The following is a 17,631-nucleotide window of genomic DNA, read 5'->3' as shown; positions in this document are numbered from 1 at the left end:
TGGATGAACGCAATGCCATCCCAGCGCCCGAGTGTAGAAGAGACCGGCGCGCAGCGTCATGTGCCAGGGGGGCTGGTAGCGCGCTTTCCCGCGCAGTAACAAAACCCGTGCCGCCGCTGGTCTACCATCATGGCGATGGATACCACGCCTCCGCACTTCTCCGGTTACAGCCGCCGCAGCCAGGACATCGCCCCGTTTCATGTGATGGCGCTGCTGGCGCGCGCCAATGCGCTGGAACAGGCCGGCCACGATGTGATCCACCTGGAGATCGGCGAGCCGGATTTCACCACCGCTGCACCGATCGTCGCGGCCGGACAGGCCGCACTGGCGGCCGGACACACCCGCTACACCGCTGCACGTGGCCTGCCCGCACTGCGTGCCGCCATCGCCGGCTTCTATGCGCAGCGTTATGGCTGTGATCTCGACCCGGAACGGATCCTGGTCACGCCGGGCGGCTCCGGTGCATTGCTGCTGGCCAGCAGCCTGCTGGTCGACCCGGACAAACACTGGCTGCTCGCCGACCCCGGCTATCCGTGCAACCGGCACTTCCTGCGCCTGGTCGAAGGCGCCGCGCAACTGGTGCCGGTCGGCGCAGACACCGATTACCAACTGACGCCCGGCCTGGTCGAGGCCTGCTGGAACACCGGCAGCGTCGGCGCACTGGTCGCCTCGCCCGCAAACCCCACCGGCAGCGTGCTGTCGCGCGCGCAACTGGCCGGCCTGTCCCAGGCGCTGCATGCACGCGGCGGGCACCTGGTGGTGGACGAGATCTACCACGGCCTGACCTATGGCATGGACGCGCACAGCGTGCTGGAAGTGGACGACAGCGCCTTCGTGCTGAACAGTTTCTCCAAGTACTTCGGCATGACCGGCTGGCGCCTGGGCTGGTTGATCGCCCCTCCGGCGGCGGTGCCCGAGCTGGAAAAACTCGCGCAGAACCTCTACATCAGCGCCTCCACCATCGCCCAGCACGCCGCGCTTGCCTGCTTCACGCCCGAGAGCATCGCCATCTTCGAAGCCCGCCGCGCCGAGTTCCGGCAACGCCGCGACTATCTGCTGCCGGCGCTACGCCAGCTCGGCTTCAACATCGCCGTCGAACCGCAGGGCGCGTTCTACCTCTACGCCGACATCAGCGCATTTTCTGACGATGCCCAGGCCTTCTGCGCGCATTTCCTGGAAACCGAGCATGTCGCCTTCACCCCCGGCATCGACTTCGGCGTCCACCGCGCCAACCAGCACGTGCGCATCGCCTACACCCAAAGCCTGCCGCGGCTGGAACAGGCGGTGGAGCGCATCGCGCGTGGGTTACAAGGCCTTTGATCAGACGGCCGGCAGTGCGCACGGCTCCTCTCTCCGGGTAGCGCCTGGCCCTAGCCGCAGGTTCACTGCGCCGATGGAAACAGCCGTGACTGCTGCTGGCCGCTGTTTTTGCACTGCTGTTTGCGGGCAGGCCTCGCGCTGAAGCGAGGCCTGCACCGCAGCCGCGCCTGGCAGTACGTGCGCCCCGTCCCGGCGTCGCCGGTTGCGTGCGCATGTACCCTCATCCGCCCTTCGGGCACCTCCCGGCGGGAGAAGGAAAAAAAGCCCTGGCCATTTGGCCCAGGGCTTCTTCAAGGCACCGCATGAGCAACGCAATCGCGTTACCGACTGCGTTCGATCAACGCCTGATCAATCGGCCAGTCGCTCCCACAGGAAGCTGTAGGCCAGCGCCGCCATGTGCGCTGCCTGCGCGTTGTTGGCCGCGCCGCCGTGGCCGCCTTCGATGTTTTCGTAGTAGGTCACGTCCTTGCCCGCCTCGATCATCTTGGCGGCCATCTTGCGCGCGTGGCCCGGATGCACGCGGTCGTCGCGCGTGGAGGTGAGGAAGATCACCGGCGGATAGGTCTTCTTCGGATCGAACAGGTGATACGGCGAGAAGGTCTGGATGAATTTCCAGTCGTCGGTGTCCGGGTTGCCGTATTCGGCCATCCACGAGGCACCGGCCAGCAGATGGCTGTAGCGCTTCATGTCCAGCAGCGGCACCTGCACCACCACTGCGCCAAACAGCTCCGGATACTGGGTCAGCATGTTGCCGGTCATCAGGCCGCCATTGCTGCCGCCCTGCACGCCCAGGTGCCTGGTCGAGGTGATCTTGCGCGTGACCAGATCCTTTGCCACCGCAGCCATGTCTTCATAGGCCTTGTGGCGGTTCTGCTTGAGCGCGGCCTGGTGCCAGCGCGGACCGTATTCGCCACCGCCGCGGATGTTGGCCACCACGTAGACGCCGCCCTTTTCCAGCCAGGCGCGGCCCAGTCCGCCGGAGTAATTCGGCGTCATCGAAATCTCGAAACCGCCGTAGCCGTACAGCAGGGTCGGCGCGCTGCCATCGAGCGTCAACGCCTTGGGCCGCACCAGGAAATACGGCACGCGGGTGCCGTCCTTGCTGGTGGCGAAGTGCTGCTCGATGCTGTCCTTGCCGGCATCGAAGAACGCCGGCATGGACTTGAGCGGCTGCGGCGCGCTGCCCACCTCCACCCACGACAAGGTGGTCGGGGTCAGGTAGTCGGTGACGGTCAACCACAGCGCGTCGCTGTCGTCGCTGTCCACCGCGCCGACATCGACGGTACCGAATGCCGGCGCACCGACGAAGGCGCTCTTCTTCCAGCCATCCTGCGTGGGCGTGATCACGCTCAGGCGGTTCTTGACGTCTTCCAGCACGTTCAATACCAGGTGCGACTTCGTCCACGCGGTGCCGGCCAGCGACGTGCTGTCGGTGGGCTCGAACAGCACATCGAAGCTGCGCTTGCCGGCCATGAAGTCGTCAAACCGCGTCGCCAGCAACGAGCCGGCCTTGTAGGTCTTGCCGCCCACGGTCCACGGGTCGCGCAGCTCCAGGGTCAGCCATTGCCGCTTGACCGACTTGCTGGCCGAGTTGGGGGCGTCCACCTTGACCAGCTTGCCGTCGGCACCCTTGAGGTACAGCTCCTCGTTGTAGAAGGCCAGCGTGCGGCTGACGAAATCGCGCTCGAAGCCGGGCGTGTCGTCATGCATCGCCGCGATGTACATGTCGGTGGGCTTACCCTCGTACACCACCGTGGCGGCGCTGAGCGGGGTGCCGCGTTTCCATTGCTTGGCGATGCGTGGATAGCCGGAGCTGGTCATCGTGCCGGCACCGAAATCGGTGAACACGTAGACGGTGTCCTGGTCGATCCAGCCCAGCCCGCCCTTGGATTCGGGACGGAAGAAGCCGTCCTTGACCCACTGCTTGCCGGCCAGGTCGAACTCGCGGGTGACATCGGCATCGGCGCCGCCGCGCGACAGCGCGATCAGGCAGCGCTGGTAGTCCGGGCGCAGGCAGTCGGCGCCGTGCCAGACCCAGTTCTCGCCTTCGGCCTTGTTGAGCGCATCCAGGTCCAGCACCGTTTCCCACTTGGGCGCCGGCTTGCGGTATTCATCCAGCGTGGTGCGCCGCCACAGGCCGCGCTCGTGCTGCTTGTCCTTCCAGAAGTTGTAGTAGTACTCGCCGATCTTCTGCACGCCCGGGATCTTGGCATCCGAATCCAGCACCTCGCGGATGCTGGTTTCCATCTGCTTGAAGGCCGGCGTGGCGGCCAGGCGCGCCTCGGTCTTGGCGTTCTGGGCCTTGACCCAGTCCAGCGACTTGGCACCGGAGACATCTTCCAGCCAGGCGTAAGGGTCGTTGGACACGGCGGTTTCCTCTGCAGAGACGGCGCCAGCGGTGATCAGACCGGCAACCAGGCAGATCGAGGCGAGTTTGGACATGAATGTTTCCGGGAGAACGAACGCCGGGAACGTAGCATAGCCCTCCGCCCGCCCGACCCTGCCGAAGGTCAGGCCGCGCGCACCTGTGTCGCCGCACGCGACGTGCTGCGTCGGCGTTGCGCCTGCGGCCCGCGCCGACGTGGCGCGCCGCGTCGCGCACCGGGCCGCGCCAGGGTCGGCAGCGCGAACCGGTGCAGGCTCCACCAGGCCAGCATCGGCATGCCGACCAGCCACAGCGGCAGCCAGCCGATCCATTCGCTGTGGCCGCGCGCGGCCGGCCATACCAGCACCAGGGCCAGGCCGGCCAGGGCGATCTGCCGGACCAGGCGCAGCACGCGCGGGTCGGGACGTTCGGAACGACGGGAAGGACGAATCGACATGGCGGCACTCCGTGGCAGGAAGGATCGGAACAGGCCGGCAGGATTGCCTGCGCCCATCTCACCGGCTGCGACCTGGCTGCGAAACCAGCAAAAGCTCCGGCACCAAGGCGCTCCGGCACGGCAGCGGCAGCGCTCCCGGCAACGCGACCAGCACCGCCAGGCCGCCAACGGCACCCTCTTTCGCACCCAGACCCAGTCCCCAGATGCCGCGTCTGAGACAGCCGCGTGCGCCAGACCCGACCGTTGACGCGAACTTGCCCCCTGCATGCGGTAGTGTGCTGCTCCAACTGCCCCTTTGTGATGTTGCGATGCGCCTGACCGTTACGATCGCCCTCGCTTTTCTGTTCGTCCTCGGCCTGCCCGTGGCATCCGCCAAGGACACGCCTGCCAGCGAGCCGGCAGTCGATCTGTCCAAGATCATGGGCACCTGGTACGTGATTGCGCGTATGCCCAATCCGGTGGAGCGTGGCCACGTCACCAGCCGCGACGAGTACACCCTGGTCGAAGACGGCAAGGTGGCGGTGCGCTATCTGTACCGCGAGGGCTTCGGCGAGCCGGAAAAGGAGGTCAACGCGCGCGCCTCGGTGGACGCCGAGAGCGGCAACCGCGATTGGCGGGTGTGGTTCTACAAGGTCATTCCGGCCAAGCAGCGCATCCTGGAAATCGCGCCGGACGGCTCCTGGATGCTGATTTCCTATCCCGGCCGCGACCTGGCCTGGATCTTCGCGCGCAAGCCGGACATGAGCCGCGACCAGTACCGCAAGCTGGTCGACAAGATGCGCGACGACTATTCCATCTACACCGACAAGCTCAAGCGCGTGCCGCAGTTGCGCGAGCAGGTGGACCGCCTGGGTTTTGAAGTGCCAAGCAAGCGCTGACGCAGGCTCAGTCGTAGTTGCTCAATGCCAGCGATAGCAGCGCCTTGGCCTGCTCGCGCAGCGAGACCGGCTCGACGATCTCCGCATCCGAGCCGTAATGCAGCACGTCCATCAGCAGCTCGCGCGAGTTGCTATAGGGCACCTTGAGCTCATAACGGCCATCGGCCAGAAAGCGGCCCTGCTGCTTCGAATGCCAATGCTCGTCGGCAACCCAGCGCGCGGCCTTGGCACTGAACACGATGGTGGCCCAGCCCTTGGGCGCGCCGGAAAAGATGCCGTAGCTGGCCGCCAGCTGCTCGTCCAGCTCGCTGTCGGGCACATCGCGCGGCACGCTCTCGAGCAGCCGCGCGTGATTGATGCGGTCCACCGCAAAGCTGCGCACGCCATCGCGGCCGTGGTCCCAGGCGTCCAGGTACCAGTTGTCGCGGTAGTGGGTGATGCGCTGCGGAGACACGGTGCGCTTGGTCGATTCGTCGGTGGAACGGGCGCGATAGTCGAAGCTCAGCTGCTTGCGCTCCAGCACACCCGAGGCGACGGTGCGGAAGCTGGCCTCGTCCAGCTTGCGGCCGCGGTGCGGAATCACCCGCACCCGGTCAACCGGCCATTGCGACACACCGGCCTGGGCGGCCAGCAACCCTTCGATGCGTTGCTGCAGCGGCGCCAGCATCGAGGACAACACCCCGCCGCCGGTGCGCGCCAGCAATTGCTGGGACGCCAGCAGCGCGTGCAGCTCCTCCGAACTCAGCCACAGGCCAGGCAGCTCGAAGCGATCGCTTTCGCCAGAGAGATAACGGAACCCCGATTCGCCGTCGCCTTCCACCGGCGCCATCAGCGCATCGCGCAGGAACGCCAGATCGCGGTACACGGTTGCGCGGGAACAGCTCAGCTCATCCTGCAGCCGCGCCACCGTGACCGGGTAGCGTGCCGACTTGAGCAAGCGATGCAGGGAATTGATGCGTTCGTAGCGGTCCATGCGTCGATTATGTCCGAGTCTTTGCGTGGCGGGGTGAGCGTCGCTGTCTACCGGCAATCATGCCCGCCTCGACGCCGCCGCGGCGGTGCCACCGTGGCCGGCGCGTTCGCCTGTGCTGCGCGCGGGCCGGATCTGCCTGCGAGGTGCGCAACCGGGCCAGTCGCTGCCGTTCCGGTGCCGGCGCCCCAACCTCTTCTGAAGCGTAGCGTTCACTCGCTCATGACGCAGCCGCTCAGTCCGTTATCATGAAATCGCTTCCACCCTTCTTCGCCCCTGACCTCCAAAGCGAGCCGCCCATGTCCCGCCGTGCCCCGTTGTCTGCCCTGCTGCCCCTGTTGTTGATCACGCCCACCGTCTGGGCCCAGGCAGTTGCACCGGCACCGGCGGACCCCGCTGCCGCCGTGATGCCGTCGCCGTGGAGCGGGAGCAGTGGCGAGCTCGGCTACGCCGCCGCCCATGGCAACAGCACCACCGACAGCCTCAACGGCCGGGTCCGCTTGCGCTACACCGACGGCGACTGGATCCACAGCCTGGATGCCACCGCGCTGCGCTCCAGCTCCGAGTACACCAATACCAACGACGACGGCAGCACCTCGCGCGAACGCCAGACCACGGCCGAGCGTTACACCGGCAGCGCCGGCAGCGCGCTGCAGCTGGGCGAACACCGCCAGCTCACCGCCACCGGCCGTTACGAACACGACGACTTCGCCACCTACGACCGCCTGGCCACCTTCGGTATCGGTTACGGCACGCGCCTGATCGATGCCGAACGTTTCTATCTGGATGCACAGATCGGCCCGGGTATCCGGCGCGCGCACAACAGCGACGAAGACCGCAACGAGACCGGCCTGATCGGGCGCGGGCTGTTCGACCTCAAGTACACCGTCACCGACAACACCGACCTGATCAACACGCTGCTGGTCGAATCGGGCGAATACAACACCTACGCGCAGAACGATTTCGGCGTGCAGGTCAGCATGAACTCGCACTTCGCGCTCAAGGCCGCCTGGCAGATGCGCCACAACAGCGAGGTCAGCGACGGCGACAAGAAGACCGACACGCTGACCACCGTGAACCTGGTCTACACGTTCAAATAAGCAACCGCGCCCCGTAGGAGCGGACCTGGCCGCGAAGGGCTTTACCGGTAAAGCCCCTCGCGGCCGGGGCCGCTCCTACGAAGAGCGGTGCCTTTGGCGGACAAGCCGCGACGCGGCGGTCGATCGCCCCACGTTCGAATACGCAGCCGCGCCCTGTAGGAGCGGACCTGGCCGCGAAGGGCTTTCCCGGTAAAGCCTCTCGCGGCCGGGGCCGCTCCTACGAAGAGCGGTGCCTTTGGCGGACAGGCCGCGATGCGGCGGTCAGTCGGTCAGTCCCACATTCGAATACGCAACCGCGCCCTGTAGGAGCGGACCTGGCCGCGAAGGGGCTTCACCGGTAAAGCCTCTCGCGGCCGGGGCCGCTCCTACGAGAGCGGGCGTCACATGAGGGCGGGTATTGCCTGCTTGGCGGCGAGGGCTGGACTTGCACCTGCCGCCATCTCGATGCCGACTGCGTTACAGGTACAGGTGACGCGGCGGCGTGTTTACAGCTCGGCCAGCAGCTGCGCGGCGCCCTTGTCGAACAGGCCTTGCGCGACCAGGCGGCCCAGTGCCTCGGTGTCGTCGGCGCTGCCGTGCGCCTCGGCGTGGATCAGGCGTCCGTCGCTGGCGCTGCCGACCATGCCCTGCAGGAACAGGCCCTGCCCCTCCCAACGCGCGAACGCCGCCACCGGTACGTGGCAGCTGCCGTGCAGCGCGCGATTCATTGCCCGCTCCGCTTCTACGCAGGCGCGCGTGCGGCCGGCATCCAGCACCGCCAGCAGGCCGTGGATGCGCGCATCGTCACCACGGCATTCCACCGCCACCGCGCCCTGGGCCGGCGCCGGCAACCAGTCGGGGACGTCCAGGCGCGCGGTGATGCGTGCATCCAGGCCCAGCCGCTGCAGGCCGGCGCAGGCCAGCACGATGGCGTCGTAGCCACCGTTGTCGAGCTTGGCCAGGCGGGTGTTGACGTTGCCACGCAGGTCGATCAATTCCAGATCCGGGCGCGCGGCGCGCAGCTGCGCCTGACGCCGCAGGGAGGACGTACCCACGCGCGCGCCCAGCGGCAGCGCCTGCAAGGTGGCGTAGAGGTTGGACACCAGCGCATCGGCTGCATCGCCGCGCTCCATGATCGCCGGCAGCACGAAGGGCGCGTCCAGCTCCATCGGCACGTCCTTGAGCGAATGCACCGCGCAATCGGCCTCGCCGCGCAGCATCGCCAGCTCCAGCTCCTTCAGGAACAGGCCCTTGCCGCCGATCGCGGCCAGCGAGCGGTCCAGCACCTCATCGCCACGGGTGCTCATCGGCACCAGCGCGACCTCCAGCCCCGGGTGGTGCTGGCGCAGCGCGGTGGCGACGTGTTCGCTCTGCCAAAGGGCGAGCGGGCTCTTACGGGTAGCGATGCGGAGCGTGGTCATCGGGCCATTATCACGGACCGGGCGCGGAACTCCTACCTGGGCCGCACGCCGGCGCCCGCAACACCGCGCCGCCGACCGGCCAATGCACCCGGCCACACTCCGGCATGCCGCGCGCTAGCGCAACTGCTCGCGCAGGCTGGCCACGCAGCGGCGGCTCACTTCCAGGGGGTGCGGCACGTTGCGCAGCACCGCATGCACCTGGCCATCGCCGCTGCGGCGCAGCTCCACCAGTTCGGCGCGCGCGACCAGGCAGTTGCGGTGGATGCGTACCAGGCGATCGGCAAACTCGTCTTCCAGCGATTTGAGCGACTCTTCGATCAGGTCCTCGCCACGGCTGTGGTGGACGATGACGTATTTTTCCTCGGCCTGCAGGTAGCGGATATCGCCGATGGCGATCAGCCGCAGGCTGCCGCGCAGGCGTGCGCACAGGTGCGTGCGCGGCGGCGCGGCGCTGGGCGCACGCCCGGCCAGAAAGGTGGCCACCTTTTCCAGCGCGGCGGCCAGGCGTTCGGGGCGCACCGGTTTCATCAGGTAATCCAGCGCGGCGGCATCGAAGGCCGACAGCGCATGCTGGTCGTAGGCGGTGCAGAACACCACCGCCGGCTGCGGCTGGTTCTGGCGCAGCAGGCGCGCGGTTTCCAGGCCGTCGACGCCGGGCATGGCGATGTCCAGCAGCACCAGATCCGGATGCAGGTGGTGGCACTGCTGCAGCACCTGCTGGCCGTTTTCGGCCTCGCCGATCACCTCGACGTGCGGATGTTCACCCAGCAGCATGCGCAGGCGCTCACGCGCCAGCGGCTCGTCATCGGCGATCAGCACCCGCACTTGCGTGGCCGTCATGGACATCCCCCTTCGCTGCAGCGACTCCCCCGTCACGGCAGCGGCAATGTGATCTCACACGCATAGTAGCCCTCGGCCCAGCTGGCCGCCATCCGTGCCCCGGCACCGAACTGGAATGCCAGCCGGTGCGAGATGCTGGCCTGGGCGTGGCCGGCACCGGCCACCAGCGGCAACTGGGTGCCCGGCTGCGGGGCGGGATTGACGATACGGATCTGCAACTGGTTGTCGCGCTGGCGCAGCGACAGGTACAGCGTGCCGCCCTCGGGCATGCGCGAAACGCCATGCAGCACGGCGTTCTCCACCAGCGGCTGCAGCACCAGGCGCGGCATCGGCAGCTCCCATGGCAACGGCTCCTGCCGATGCCAGCGCACCTGCAGGCGCTCGCCCAGGCGCAGTGATTCGATCGCCAGATAGCGCTCGGCCAGTTCGCATTCGGCGCGCAAGCTGGACACGCCTTCGCCGGCACCGAGCGCGGCACGGAACAGGTCCGACAGATCCAGCACCGCCTGCTCGGCCACCACCGGGTCGCGGCGCAACAGGCTGGCGATGAGATTCATGCTGTTGAACAGGAAATGCGGGCGGATGCGCGCCTGCAAGGCATCGGCCTGGGCACGCGCATTGGCCTGCACCTGTGCTTCCCAACGGTCGCTGACGTAGAAGTAGCGCAGCGCCAGCGCGGTGATCAGCACCACGGTCGCCGCGCTGCCCAGGGTGAAACGCCAGAAGCCGACCAGGAGGCCAAGCGGGGCCTGGTCGAGCGCCGCATACAGGGCATGCACGATGCCGGCACCGAGCATGGCCACCACCGCGGCGATCGACAGCGCGGCCAGCGCGCCCACGCGTGGCGGTAGCCGCGACAACGACGGCCGCAGCACGCACAGCAGCACGCTGACCGCCAGCGCCAGCCACAGCGCCAGGCCGCTGGCCGAGACAAAGCGCGACACGGTGATAGTGCGCGCCGCACCGGCGTCGGGCACCAGGGTCACCACCAGCACCACCAGTTCGGCCAGGCCCAGCATGGCGCCCAACCGTGGCAGCCGGCACAGGTCCGGCATCCAGGCGATCTGGGGCGCGTGCTGGGCCATGGCCTCAGGCGGCGGTGAAGCGCGCCTGCATCCAGTTGCACAAGGCCTCGATCTCTTCCAGGCAGACCTGGTGGCCCATCGGGTAGGTGTGCCAGTCCAGTTCGAACCCGAGCGTGCGCAGGGTCTGCATGCTGGCCTGGCCGGCGCCGAACGGCACCACCGGATCGGCCGTGCCGTGGGCCATGAACACCGGTTGGCGGGCGGCGGCCGACTGCAGCTGGCTGGCGGCCGCCGCCGGGTCCGGCAGGTAGGTGGACAGGGCGATCAACCCGGCCAGCGGCACGCGGCGCTGCAGCCCGACCGCCAGGGTCACCGCGCCGCCTTGCGAGAACCCGGCCAGCAGCATGCGCTCGGGAGCGATGCCGCGGGATTGCTCATGGGCGATCAACGCCTCGACCTGGGCCACCGATTCGGCGATGCCGGCCTTATCGGCGCGCGTGGCGAAATCCATGCCGACGATGTCGTACCAGCCGCGCATGCGCACGCCGTTGTTGATGGTGATCGGGCGGACCGGCGCATGCGGAAACACGAAACGCAGCGCCGGCCACTGCGGGCGCACCAGCTCCGGCACCATCGGGGCGAAGTCACTGCCATCGGCGCCCAGGCCGTGCAGCCACAGCACGGTCCATTGCGGGTTCGGTCCGGTCTCGCGTTCGATCACTTCCAGCATCATCCAGCTCCGCTTGCGGGCTGGGCATTATGCCTTGCGCCATCGGCCGGGCCGCTCACGGAGCGGCCAAGCGACATGCGCGTGACCCGGGTCGCCACTGTCGCGGCCTGCCTGGCAGGACAGGCGGGTAGCTCACGCTGCGCATGGCCATACCGCCATGCGCCTGGGAGGCGCTCAGATCAGCGACGGCTCCAGCGCGGCGGCGCGGCGCAGCTCGGCCGCTCGCACCAGCACCTTGGGCGGATCGAGCTCTTCGGGAATGCAGAAGATGCCGGCGCGGCGCAGGCCCAGGCCGGTGCGACGCAGCGAGGTCAACGCCACCACCGGGATCGACACCGCCATGCCCACGATCACCGGCGCCATCCAGGCCGCCAGCGACGGCGACACCGTATAGGCCACCGCCCCCATGAACAGGCCGAACACGGTCAGCCCGCCGTAGCTGCGCAACAGCGCCGGCCACGACAGCTTGCCGTCGTCGCGCACCTGCGCATCCCACCCCGAATCCTTGCCGGCCAGCACTTCGAACACCCCGCGCGACTGCAGGTACATCACCACCGGCGCCATCAGGGCCGCCAGCACGGTTTCCAGCAGGATGCTCAGCAGCGCGCGGATCGCGCCGCCGCAGGCACGCAGTTCGCGCGGGTTGAGCAGCAACGCGATGTAGCCGAGCAACTTGGGCGCCAGCAGCACGAACATGGTGCAGACAAAGATCCAGATCGCATTGCCCTGGCTGCTGCCATGCCAGTAGCGGGCAGGCGAGAACGGCAGGTCGCCGGCCAGATCGATGCCGCCACCGGCCAGCGGAATGCCGATGCCGATCAGCATCAGCAGGCCCCACATCGGCGCGGTGAAGTAATGCCCGATGCCGATCAGCATGTGCATGCGGCTGACCCAGTGCAGGCCCTTGGCGCCGACCACCTTGGCGTGCTGCAGGTTGCCCTGGCACCAGCGGCGGTCGCGGATCAACAGGTCGGTCAGCGTGGGCGGGCCTTCTTCGTAGCTGCCCTGCAGATAGGGCACCATGTGCATGGCCCAGCCGCCGCGCCGCATCAGCGCTGCTTCGACGAAATCGTGGCTGAGCACATGGCCGCCGAACGGTTTGCGCCCGCGCAGCGACGGCAGCCCGGCGTGGTCGGCAAAGGCCTGGGTGCGGATGATGGCGTTGTGGCCCCAGTAATTGCTCTCGGCACCGTGCCACCAGGCCACGCCGAAGGCGATGATCGGCCCGTACACGCGCCCGCCGAACTGCTGCATGCGGGCGAACAGGGTCTGCCCGTTGACCACCGCCGGCAGGGTCTGGATCAGGCCCACGTCCGGATTGTTTTCCATGCCGGCGACCAGCCGCACGATGGTGTCGCCGGTCATCACGCTGTCGGCATCCAGGATCAGCATCTGCGGGTAGTTGCCGCCGAAACGGCGCACCCAGTCGGCGACATTGCCGGCCTTGCGCGCGGCATTGTCGGCGCGGCGACGGTAGAAGATGCGCCCGTGTCCGCCGACGCGATCGCACAGCTCGTTGTAGACCAGTTCCTCGGCAGCGCCGATGTGTTCGCGGGTGGTGTCGCTGAGCACGAAGAAGTCGAAATGCTCCAGCTGGCCGGTCTCGGCCACCGATTCGTAGATCGCCTGCAGGCCGGCGAGCAGCCGGCGCGGGTCCTCGTTATAGGTCGGCATCAGCAACGCGGTGCGCGTGTGCAGGGTCGGCAGCGGAGCGTCCGGGTCGATGCCGAGCTTGCGTCCGGCGCGCGCCACCACGGTGACGAAGCCGGCCACCGCGCTGGCGAAGGACATCGCGATCCAGGCAAACAGCAGCACGAACAGGCCGAGCAGGCAGCCTTCCAGCACGCTCAGGCCATCGGGCCACAGCACGCTCAGCATCACCCAGACCGCCACCGCAGTGGTGGCGACGGTGCCGCCAATCAGATAGAAACGCCGCAGGCCGATGCCGACCGGCGCGGTGCGCTGATGCGGCACCTGCAGGCGACCTTCGCGCAGGGATTGCTCGGGCATGGCCAGCGGCGCTTCCGGTGGCAGCGTGGGCTGACCGGCGTCGAGGGCGGAAACGGGGTGAAGATCGGTTGGTGCGGGGGAAAGAGTCACTGTGCCGTCCATCAAGGCTGCCCGCCGCACGATCGCGGCAGTGTGGGCTGAAGCGGAAGATCCCTACCCGCTACGCGTGGCGCCGCCGTCGCATGCACCCTGGTCCGGGCAGGCCCGGCGGTGCGCGACCACGTCGCAGAATTAGCAGCTCTAAGACCACTCCGATGCACAAGCTCTCCTGGCTGCGACGATGACGCCGCGGCTCATCTTAAAGAATCGACCGTTAAAGGAAACGAAGGCCGCGCTGCAGTCTTCGCCCCACCTGACGAGGACCGCGCGGCAGACTACGCCGCAGCGACCGAACGCTACCCCAACAGATTGCAGTCTGGCACGCGTGCCGTCACGGGCGTCAAACCACGCTGTCGTGTCAGACAAATGCAATAGATGTGCCAGGAGGCGCAATCGGTTGTAGCGACAGCCTGCCGGCGCTGGCGATCGCGGCGATGACGTTGACCGGATTGCGACGGCAGGCGCGCGTCAGGGGGGTCTCGAAATCAGCGCTATAGGCCCGCGCCGACCTTGTTCTGGCCACGGGCGGTGCGTTCCGCACTCTGTAACCGCTTCAAGACAACCGGGATTCTCGCGTCGGTGCCGCGTCTAGATGCAGTCAGAAGGCCAGGTCAAACGCCTGGCGGGTCGAGGGCGCGGCGCCCTCACCGCTCGCGGGACACGCCGTGAACCCCTCCCTGGGGGCTCGGTGGCGGCATCCATGCCGCCACACGGTCCCGCGAACGGCGAGGACACCGCACCAGGCAGTTGGTCGGCTGTTTTCTTGAAAGCGTGTTGCCCGGCTTGCGGGGAGCAGACGAGACGTTTGCAGGTTGCGTGTTGGAGGCCTGTCTGCCGCTCGGCTTGCGCGAGGAACTGATCGGACGCAACGTGATTCGAACAACGCACCCCATGCCCTGCTTGCACCACGCACACCGCCATCTCGACTGGTCCTTGCCCGCCCACCGTCGCGGGACCTTGAGCGGCATGGATGCCGCGCCAGAGCCTACACGGACGTACTTGCGGCGTGTCCTGCGATGGTGGGCGGGCAAGGGCCCTGCAGCCAACCCGCGGCTCCGCCGCTCTGGCGCCCTCGCAGCACGCCGATGCGCTGGCACTGGCCTGAGAACCAGGCCACTTGTCAGCCGCTTTGCAAAACGACGCATCCATGGCACCCAGGGCTGCCTGGACAACCGCAGGCTCACCGCCTTGAAGCAACTGACAAGACCCCCGAGCACCGGGCACGTGGCTTGAGCCGGATGGCGGCATGCACACGGGGCACATGCCGCATCGGGCAACAGCGACGCCGCTGATGGAAGCGCCGTCGCCGCGTGCCGGTCCTACTTGCGCGCCGCCTCGCTGACATCGCGGGTGGCGCGGAACTCCGAATCGTTGCTCCAGTTCGGCCACTGGCGCGAATCGGCCAGCTGCTGGCCCAGTGCGTACAGCACGCCCAGATCGCGCGCGGCACCGGCGAAGGTCCAGTCCGGCTTCCACTCATCGCCCTGCTGGTGATAGCGCTTGGCGGTGTAGTCGTCGGAGGCGGCCTTGCCTGCGGCCACGCCGCCCACTTCCCAATCCTGCCCGGCCGCATACGACAGCGCCGGCACGCCGCGCTTGGCAAAGGAGAAATGATCCGAACGGAAGAAGTACCCCGCCTGCGGCTTGGGATCGGGCGTGTAGCGCAGCTTCCACTGGCCGGCGACGGTCTTGAGCTGATCGAGCAACTGGAGTTTTGCGGTGCCGTAGATGCCGAAATCGCGCGACGGCACGAACGGGCTCATACCGTCCATGTTGATCACCGCCACCGTGGTGTCCAGCGGGTACAGCGGCTTGGAGGCGTAGAACTCCGAGCCCAGCAAGCCCTTTTCCTCGGCGGTGACAGCCAGGAACACCACCGAGCGCTGCGGCTTGGGGCCGGCGGCAAAGCCGCGCGCCAGTTCCAGCAGTGCGGCCGTGCCGCTGGCGTTGTCCAGCGCGCCGTTGAAGATGGTGTCGCCGCGTGCGTCCGGCTTGCCCACGCCGATGTGGTCCCAATGCGCGCTGTAGATCAGCGTTTCATCCGGATGCGTGCTGCCATCCAGCCGCGCCACCACGTTGTGCGAGGTGATCACATCGGATTTGACCTGGTAGCTTGCGCTCAGCCCCTGGCCCTTGAGTTCCACCGGATTGAAGCCGCGCGTCTGCGCCTGCTTCTTCAAGGCATCGAAATCCAGCCCGGCCTGCTTGAACAGGTCGGCGGCCAGGTCGCGCTGGATCCAGCCTTCCAGGGTGGGATGCGCGGCGCGCGGGTTGTCGCGCACCACATCGAACATGGTGTTGGTGTTGGAGCTGGCCACCGTGTCCCAGCCGTAGGAGGCGGGCGCGGTTTCGTGCACCACCAGCACGCCGAGCGCGCCCTGGCGTGCGCCTTCTTCGTACTTGTAGGTCCAGCGGCCGTAGTAGGTCATGCCGGCGCCGTCGAAGGCGCCCTTGCCGGTTTCGAAGTCCGGGTCGTTGATCAGCACCACCGCGATCTTGCCTTTCAGGTCCACGCCCTTGAAGTCGTCCCAGTCGCGCTCCGGCGCCTTGACGCCGTAGCCGACGAACACCAGCGGTGCGTTGGCGATATCGACCTTGGACGAGCCGTCCAGCGCGGCGCGGATGGCGATCTGCTTGCCCTGGGTCAGCGCCTGCGGCTTGCCGGCATGCTGCAGGGCGATGGTCGGCGTACCGACGATATCGGCGCGGCGCAGCGGCACCGCCTGGGTCCAGGCGCGCTTGCCGTCGCGCAGATCGCCGCCCGGCTGCAGGCCGGCAGCGGCGAACTGCTTGCTCAGGTAGGCGATGGTCTTTTCTTCGCCGGCAGTGGCCGGGCCGCGGCCTTCGTAGGCATCGGAGGCCAGCTCCTTGACGTCGCGCGAGATGCGCGCGCCATCGAAGGTCGGCGTGGCCGCCATCAGTGCGGTCGAGACCGCCATCGCCAACATCCCCATTGCAACGCATTTGGTAACAACTCGCTTCACTGCAGCACCCAGGTAGTGTCCGAACAGCCCTGGAGTGTAGCCACTGCGGCGTTCGATCGAGTGTGCACGGCGGACACCGATGCGCGGCGACGTGCAGTGGCAGCGACGCAGCACTGATCGACAAGGCCAGGTGGCGATGCCATGCGACGATGCTGCCACCGACGCACGGCCTGCGCTGTGCGGGCGTGTCATGGCGCCGGGTGGCGTCCAGCCGCCGCATGCCGCGGCGGCCAACACTGCAGCGCTACCGCCGGCGAACGCCGATGCGTCTCAGAACAGGTCGACGCTGCCGACCTGCTGGGCAACCTGGCGCATCTGCCCGCTGGCCACCAGTTCGGCGTAGACCTCGGCGCGGTTGCGGCCATGCTGCTTTGCCCAGTACAGCGCCTTGTCGGCCTCGTCGAGCAACTGGCTGATCAGCCGGCCGTCGGTCAGCTCGACGATGCCGGCGCTGAGCGTGACCTTGCCGACCTGCGGAAATACATGCTCGGCCACCGCCACGCGGAAGCGCTCGAACAACGCCACCGCCGTGTCGCGATCCACTCCGCGCAACACGATCACAAACTCTTCGCCACCGAAGCGGAACAGCAGGTCGTCCTGACGGAAGCAGCGCTGCATCAACTGGGCCACCAGCAGCAGCACCTCGTCGCCATACAGATGGCCGAAGCCGTCGTTGACGCGCTTGAAGTGGTCGATGTCCACGATCCCCAGCCACACGCCTTCGCTGGCCGCTGCATCCGCGCCACCGGAGAACAGGCGCAGGATCACATCGTCGAAGGTCTTGCGATTGCGCAGGCCGGTCAACGCATCGCGCTGGGCATCGTCGAGCAGGCTGCGGTAATTCTGGAAGAAACGTGCAAAACCCTGCAGCATCACCTGCTCGGCGGCGCCGGGTGCGCGCGTGCCGCCCACGCGCAGGCAGGTGCGGATCCCGCGTGCTTCCATCATCGGATACACCAGCAACGCGCGGCCGTCCTGCTGCAACTGCACCACATCGCCCGGCCCGTGCAGGTCGGCCAGCTGCGTGCGCAGGTGCGCGTCGTGGATGTCGGCCACCGTCAGCGACAGCCGGCCATCCTCGCGCAGCCGCGTCTCGGCCATGGTGCGGCCATCCGGGGCGATGCGCAGCAACGACAGCTCCTCGGACGCGCAGACCTCGCGCATGGTGCGCAACAGGCTCAGATCGAGCAGATCGGCGTCGCGGATGGCGGTCAGGTCCACCATGCGTTCCAGCAACGGTGCCGTGGTCATTGCCCCACCATTCTGCGGGCGGACGCAGGCCCGCAGCGCCGGTCACGGCACGCGGGCACACCTCTCGGGCTGGAACGCACTGGCATCACGACGGGTTACCGGCAATCTCGATGCCGGTTCATCGGCGCTGCGCGCGCGAACTTGAGTCTGCCCGCCGGCCGCCGCCGCGCACGGCCAGCCGGCGTACACGGATGTGCAGGCG

General features: G+C 67.8%; 13 protein-coding genes. 3 read left to right on the top strand and 10 right to left on the bottom strand.

Translation table 11 applies throughout. The annotated features are described in order from the left end of the window. Window positions 1–135 precede the first annotated feature (135 nt). Window positions 136–1,320, top strand: coding sequence for a pyridoxal phosphate-dependent aminotransferase (locus tag EO139_RS07970; RefSeq protein WP_126970131.1), 1,185 nt, complete (start codon window positions 136–138; stop codon window positions 1,318–1,320). A 348-nt stretch (window positions 1,321–1,668) separates the two neighbouring features. Here the strand turns inward: EO139_RS07970 and EO139_RS07965 are convergent, their stop codons facing one another. Further along, window positions 1,669–3,762, bottom strand: a complete 2,094-nt coding sequence (locus EO139_RS07965; RefSeq protein WP_126970129.1) for a prolyl oligopeptidase family serine peptidase — start codon at window positions 3,760–3,762, stop codon at window positions 1,669–1,671. Between the two features lie 68 nt (window positions 3,763–3,830). Beyond that, window positions 3,831–4,142, bottom strand: a complete 312-nt coding sequence (locus tag EO139_RS07960; protein ID WP_126970127.1) for a hypothetical protein — start codon at window positions 4,140–4,142, stop codon at window positions 3,831–3,833. A gap of 308 nt (window positions 4,143–4,450) precedes the next feature. On the opposite strand from EO139_RS07960, the gene EO139_RS07955 reads away from it, so the two are divergent. Then, window positions 4,451–5,020, top strand: coding sequence for a lipocalin family protein (locus EO139_RS07955; protein WP_104583747.1), 570 nt, complete (start codon window positions 4,451–4,453; stop codon window positions 5,018–5,020). Window positions 5,021–5,027: 7 nt separating this feature from the next. Here the strand turns inward: EO139_RS07955 and EO139_RS07950 are convergent, their stop codons facing one another. Next, the gene (locus tag EO139_RS07950; protein WP_024940221.1) at window positions 5,028–5,993 is read right to left on the bottom strand and encodes a YafY family protein; all 966 of its coding nucleotides are present in this window, start codon (window positions 5,991–5,993) and stop codon (window positions 5,028–5,030) included. Between the two features lie 296 nt (window positions 5,994–6,289). On the opposite strand from EO139_RS07950, the gene EO139_RS07945 reads away from it, so the two are divergent. Beyond that, a complete protein-coding gene (locus tag EO139_RS07945; protein ID WP_104583746.1) occupies window positions 6,290–7,090 on the top strand; it encodes a DUF481 domain-containing protein in 801 nt (266 codons plus the stop codon). Window positions 7,091–7,575: 485 nt separating this feature from the next. Here the strand turns inward: EO139_RS07945 and hemC are convergent, their stop codons facing one another. The 7 genes from hemC to EO139_RS07905 form a co-directional block, all read right to left on the bottom strand. Next, window positions 7,576–8,490 (bottom strand): hydroxymethylbilane synthase, encoded by a 915-nt coding sequence (gene hemC / locus EO139_RS07940; protein WP_119129546.1) that lies wholly within the window; start codon window positions 8,488–8,490, stop codon window positions 7,576–7,578. A 114-nt stretch (window positions 8,491–8,604) separates the two neighbouring features. Next, on the bottom strand, window positions 8,605–9,330 hold the full coding sequence (locus tag EO139_RS07935; protein ID WP_164739778.1) for a LytTR family DNA-binding domain-containing protein: 726 nt from the start codon (window positions 9,328–9,330) through the stop codon (window positions 8,605–8,607). Window positions 9,331–9,362: 32 nt separating this feature from the next. Further along, window positions 9,363–10,415 carry a sensor histidine kinase gene (locus EO139_RS07930; protein ID WP_126970125.1) on the bottom strand — a complete coding sequence of 351 codons (1,053 nt, stop codon included), beginning with the start codon at window positions 10,413–10,415 and terminating at the stop codon, window positions 9,363–9,365. Window positions 10,416–10,419: 4 nt separating this feature from the next. Continuing rightward, window positions 10,420–11,088 carry an alpha/beta hydrolase gene (locus tag EO139_RS07925; RefSeq protein ID WP_126970124.1) on the bottom strand — a complete coding sequence of 223 codons (669 nt, stop codon included), beginning with the start codon at window positions 11,086–11,088 and terminating at the stop codon, window positions 10,420–10,422. A 171-nt stretch (window positions 11,089–11,259) separates the two neighbouring features. After that, a complete protein-coding gene (gene mdoH, locus EO139_RS07920; protein WP_126970122.1) occupies window positions 11,260–13,197 on the bottom strand; it encodes a glucans biosynthesis glucosyltransferase MdoH in 1,938 nt (645 codons plus the stop codon). A 1,316-nt stretch (window positions 13,198–14,513) separates the two neighbouring features. Further along, complete coding sequence (locus tag EO139_RS07910) at window positions 14,514–16,142, bottom strand: M28 family metallopeptidase (protein WP_164739784.1); 1,629 nt, start codon at window positions 16,140–16,142, stop codon at window positions 14,514–14,516. Between the two features lie 306 nt (window positions 16,143–16,448). Continuing rightward, entirely contained in the window at window positions 16,449–17,429 is a 981-nt protein-coding gene (locus EO139_RS07905; protein ID WP_164738999.1) for a GGDEF domain-containing protein, read from the bottom strand. Between the last annotated feature and the right edge of the window lie 202 nt (window positions 17,430–17,631).

The organism is Xanthomonas sp. BRIP62411, from assembly GCF_003993525.1.
GTDB lineage: Bacteria > Pseudomonadota > Gammaproteobacteria > Xanthomonadales > Xanthomonadaceae > Xanthomonas > Xanthomonas euroxanthea.
Note: the sequence above shows the minus strand (reverse complement) of the source record. Positions and strands in the feature narration are given on the sequence as shown.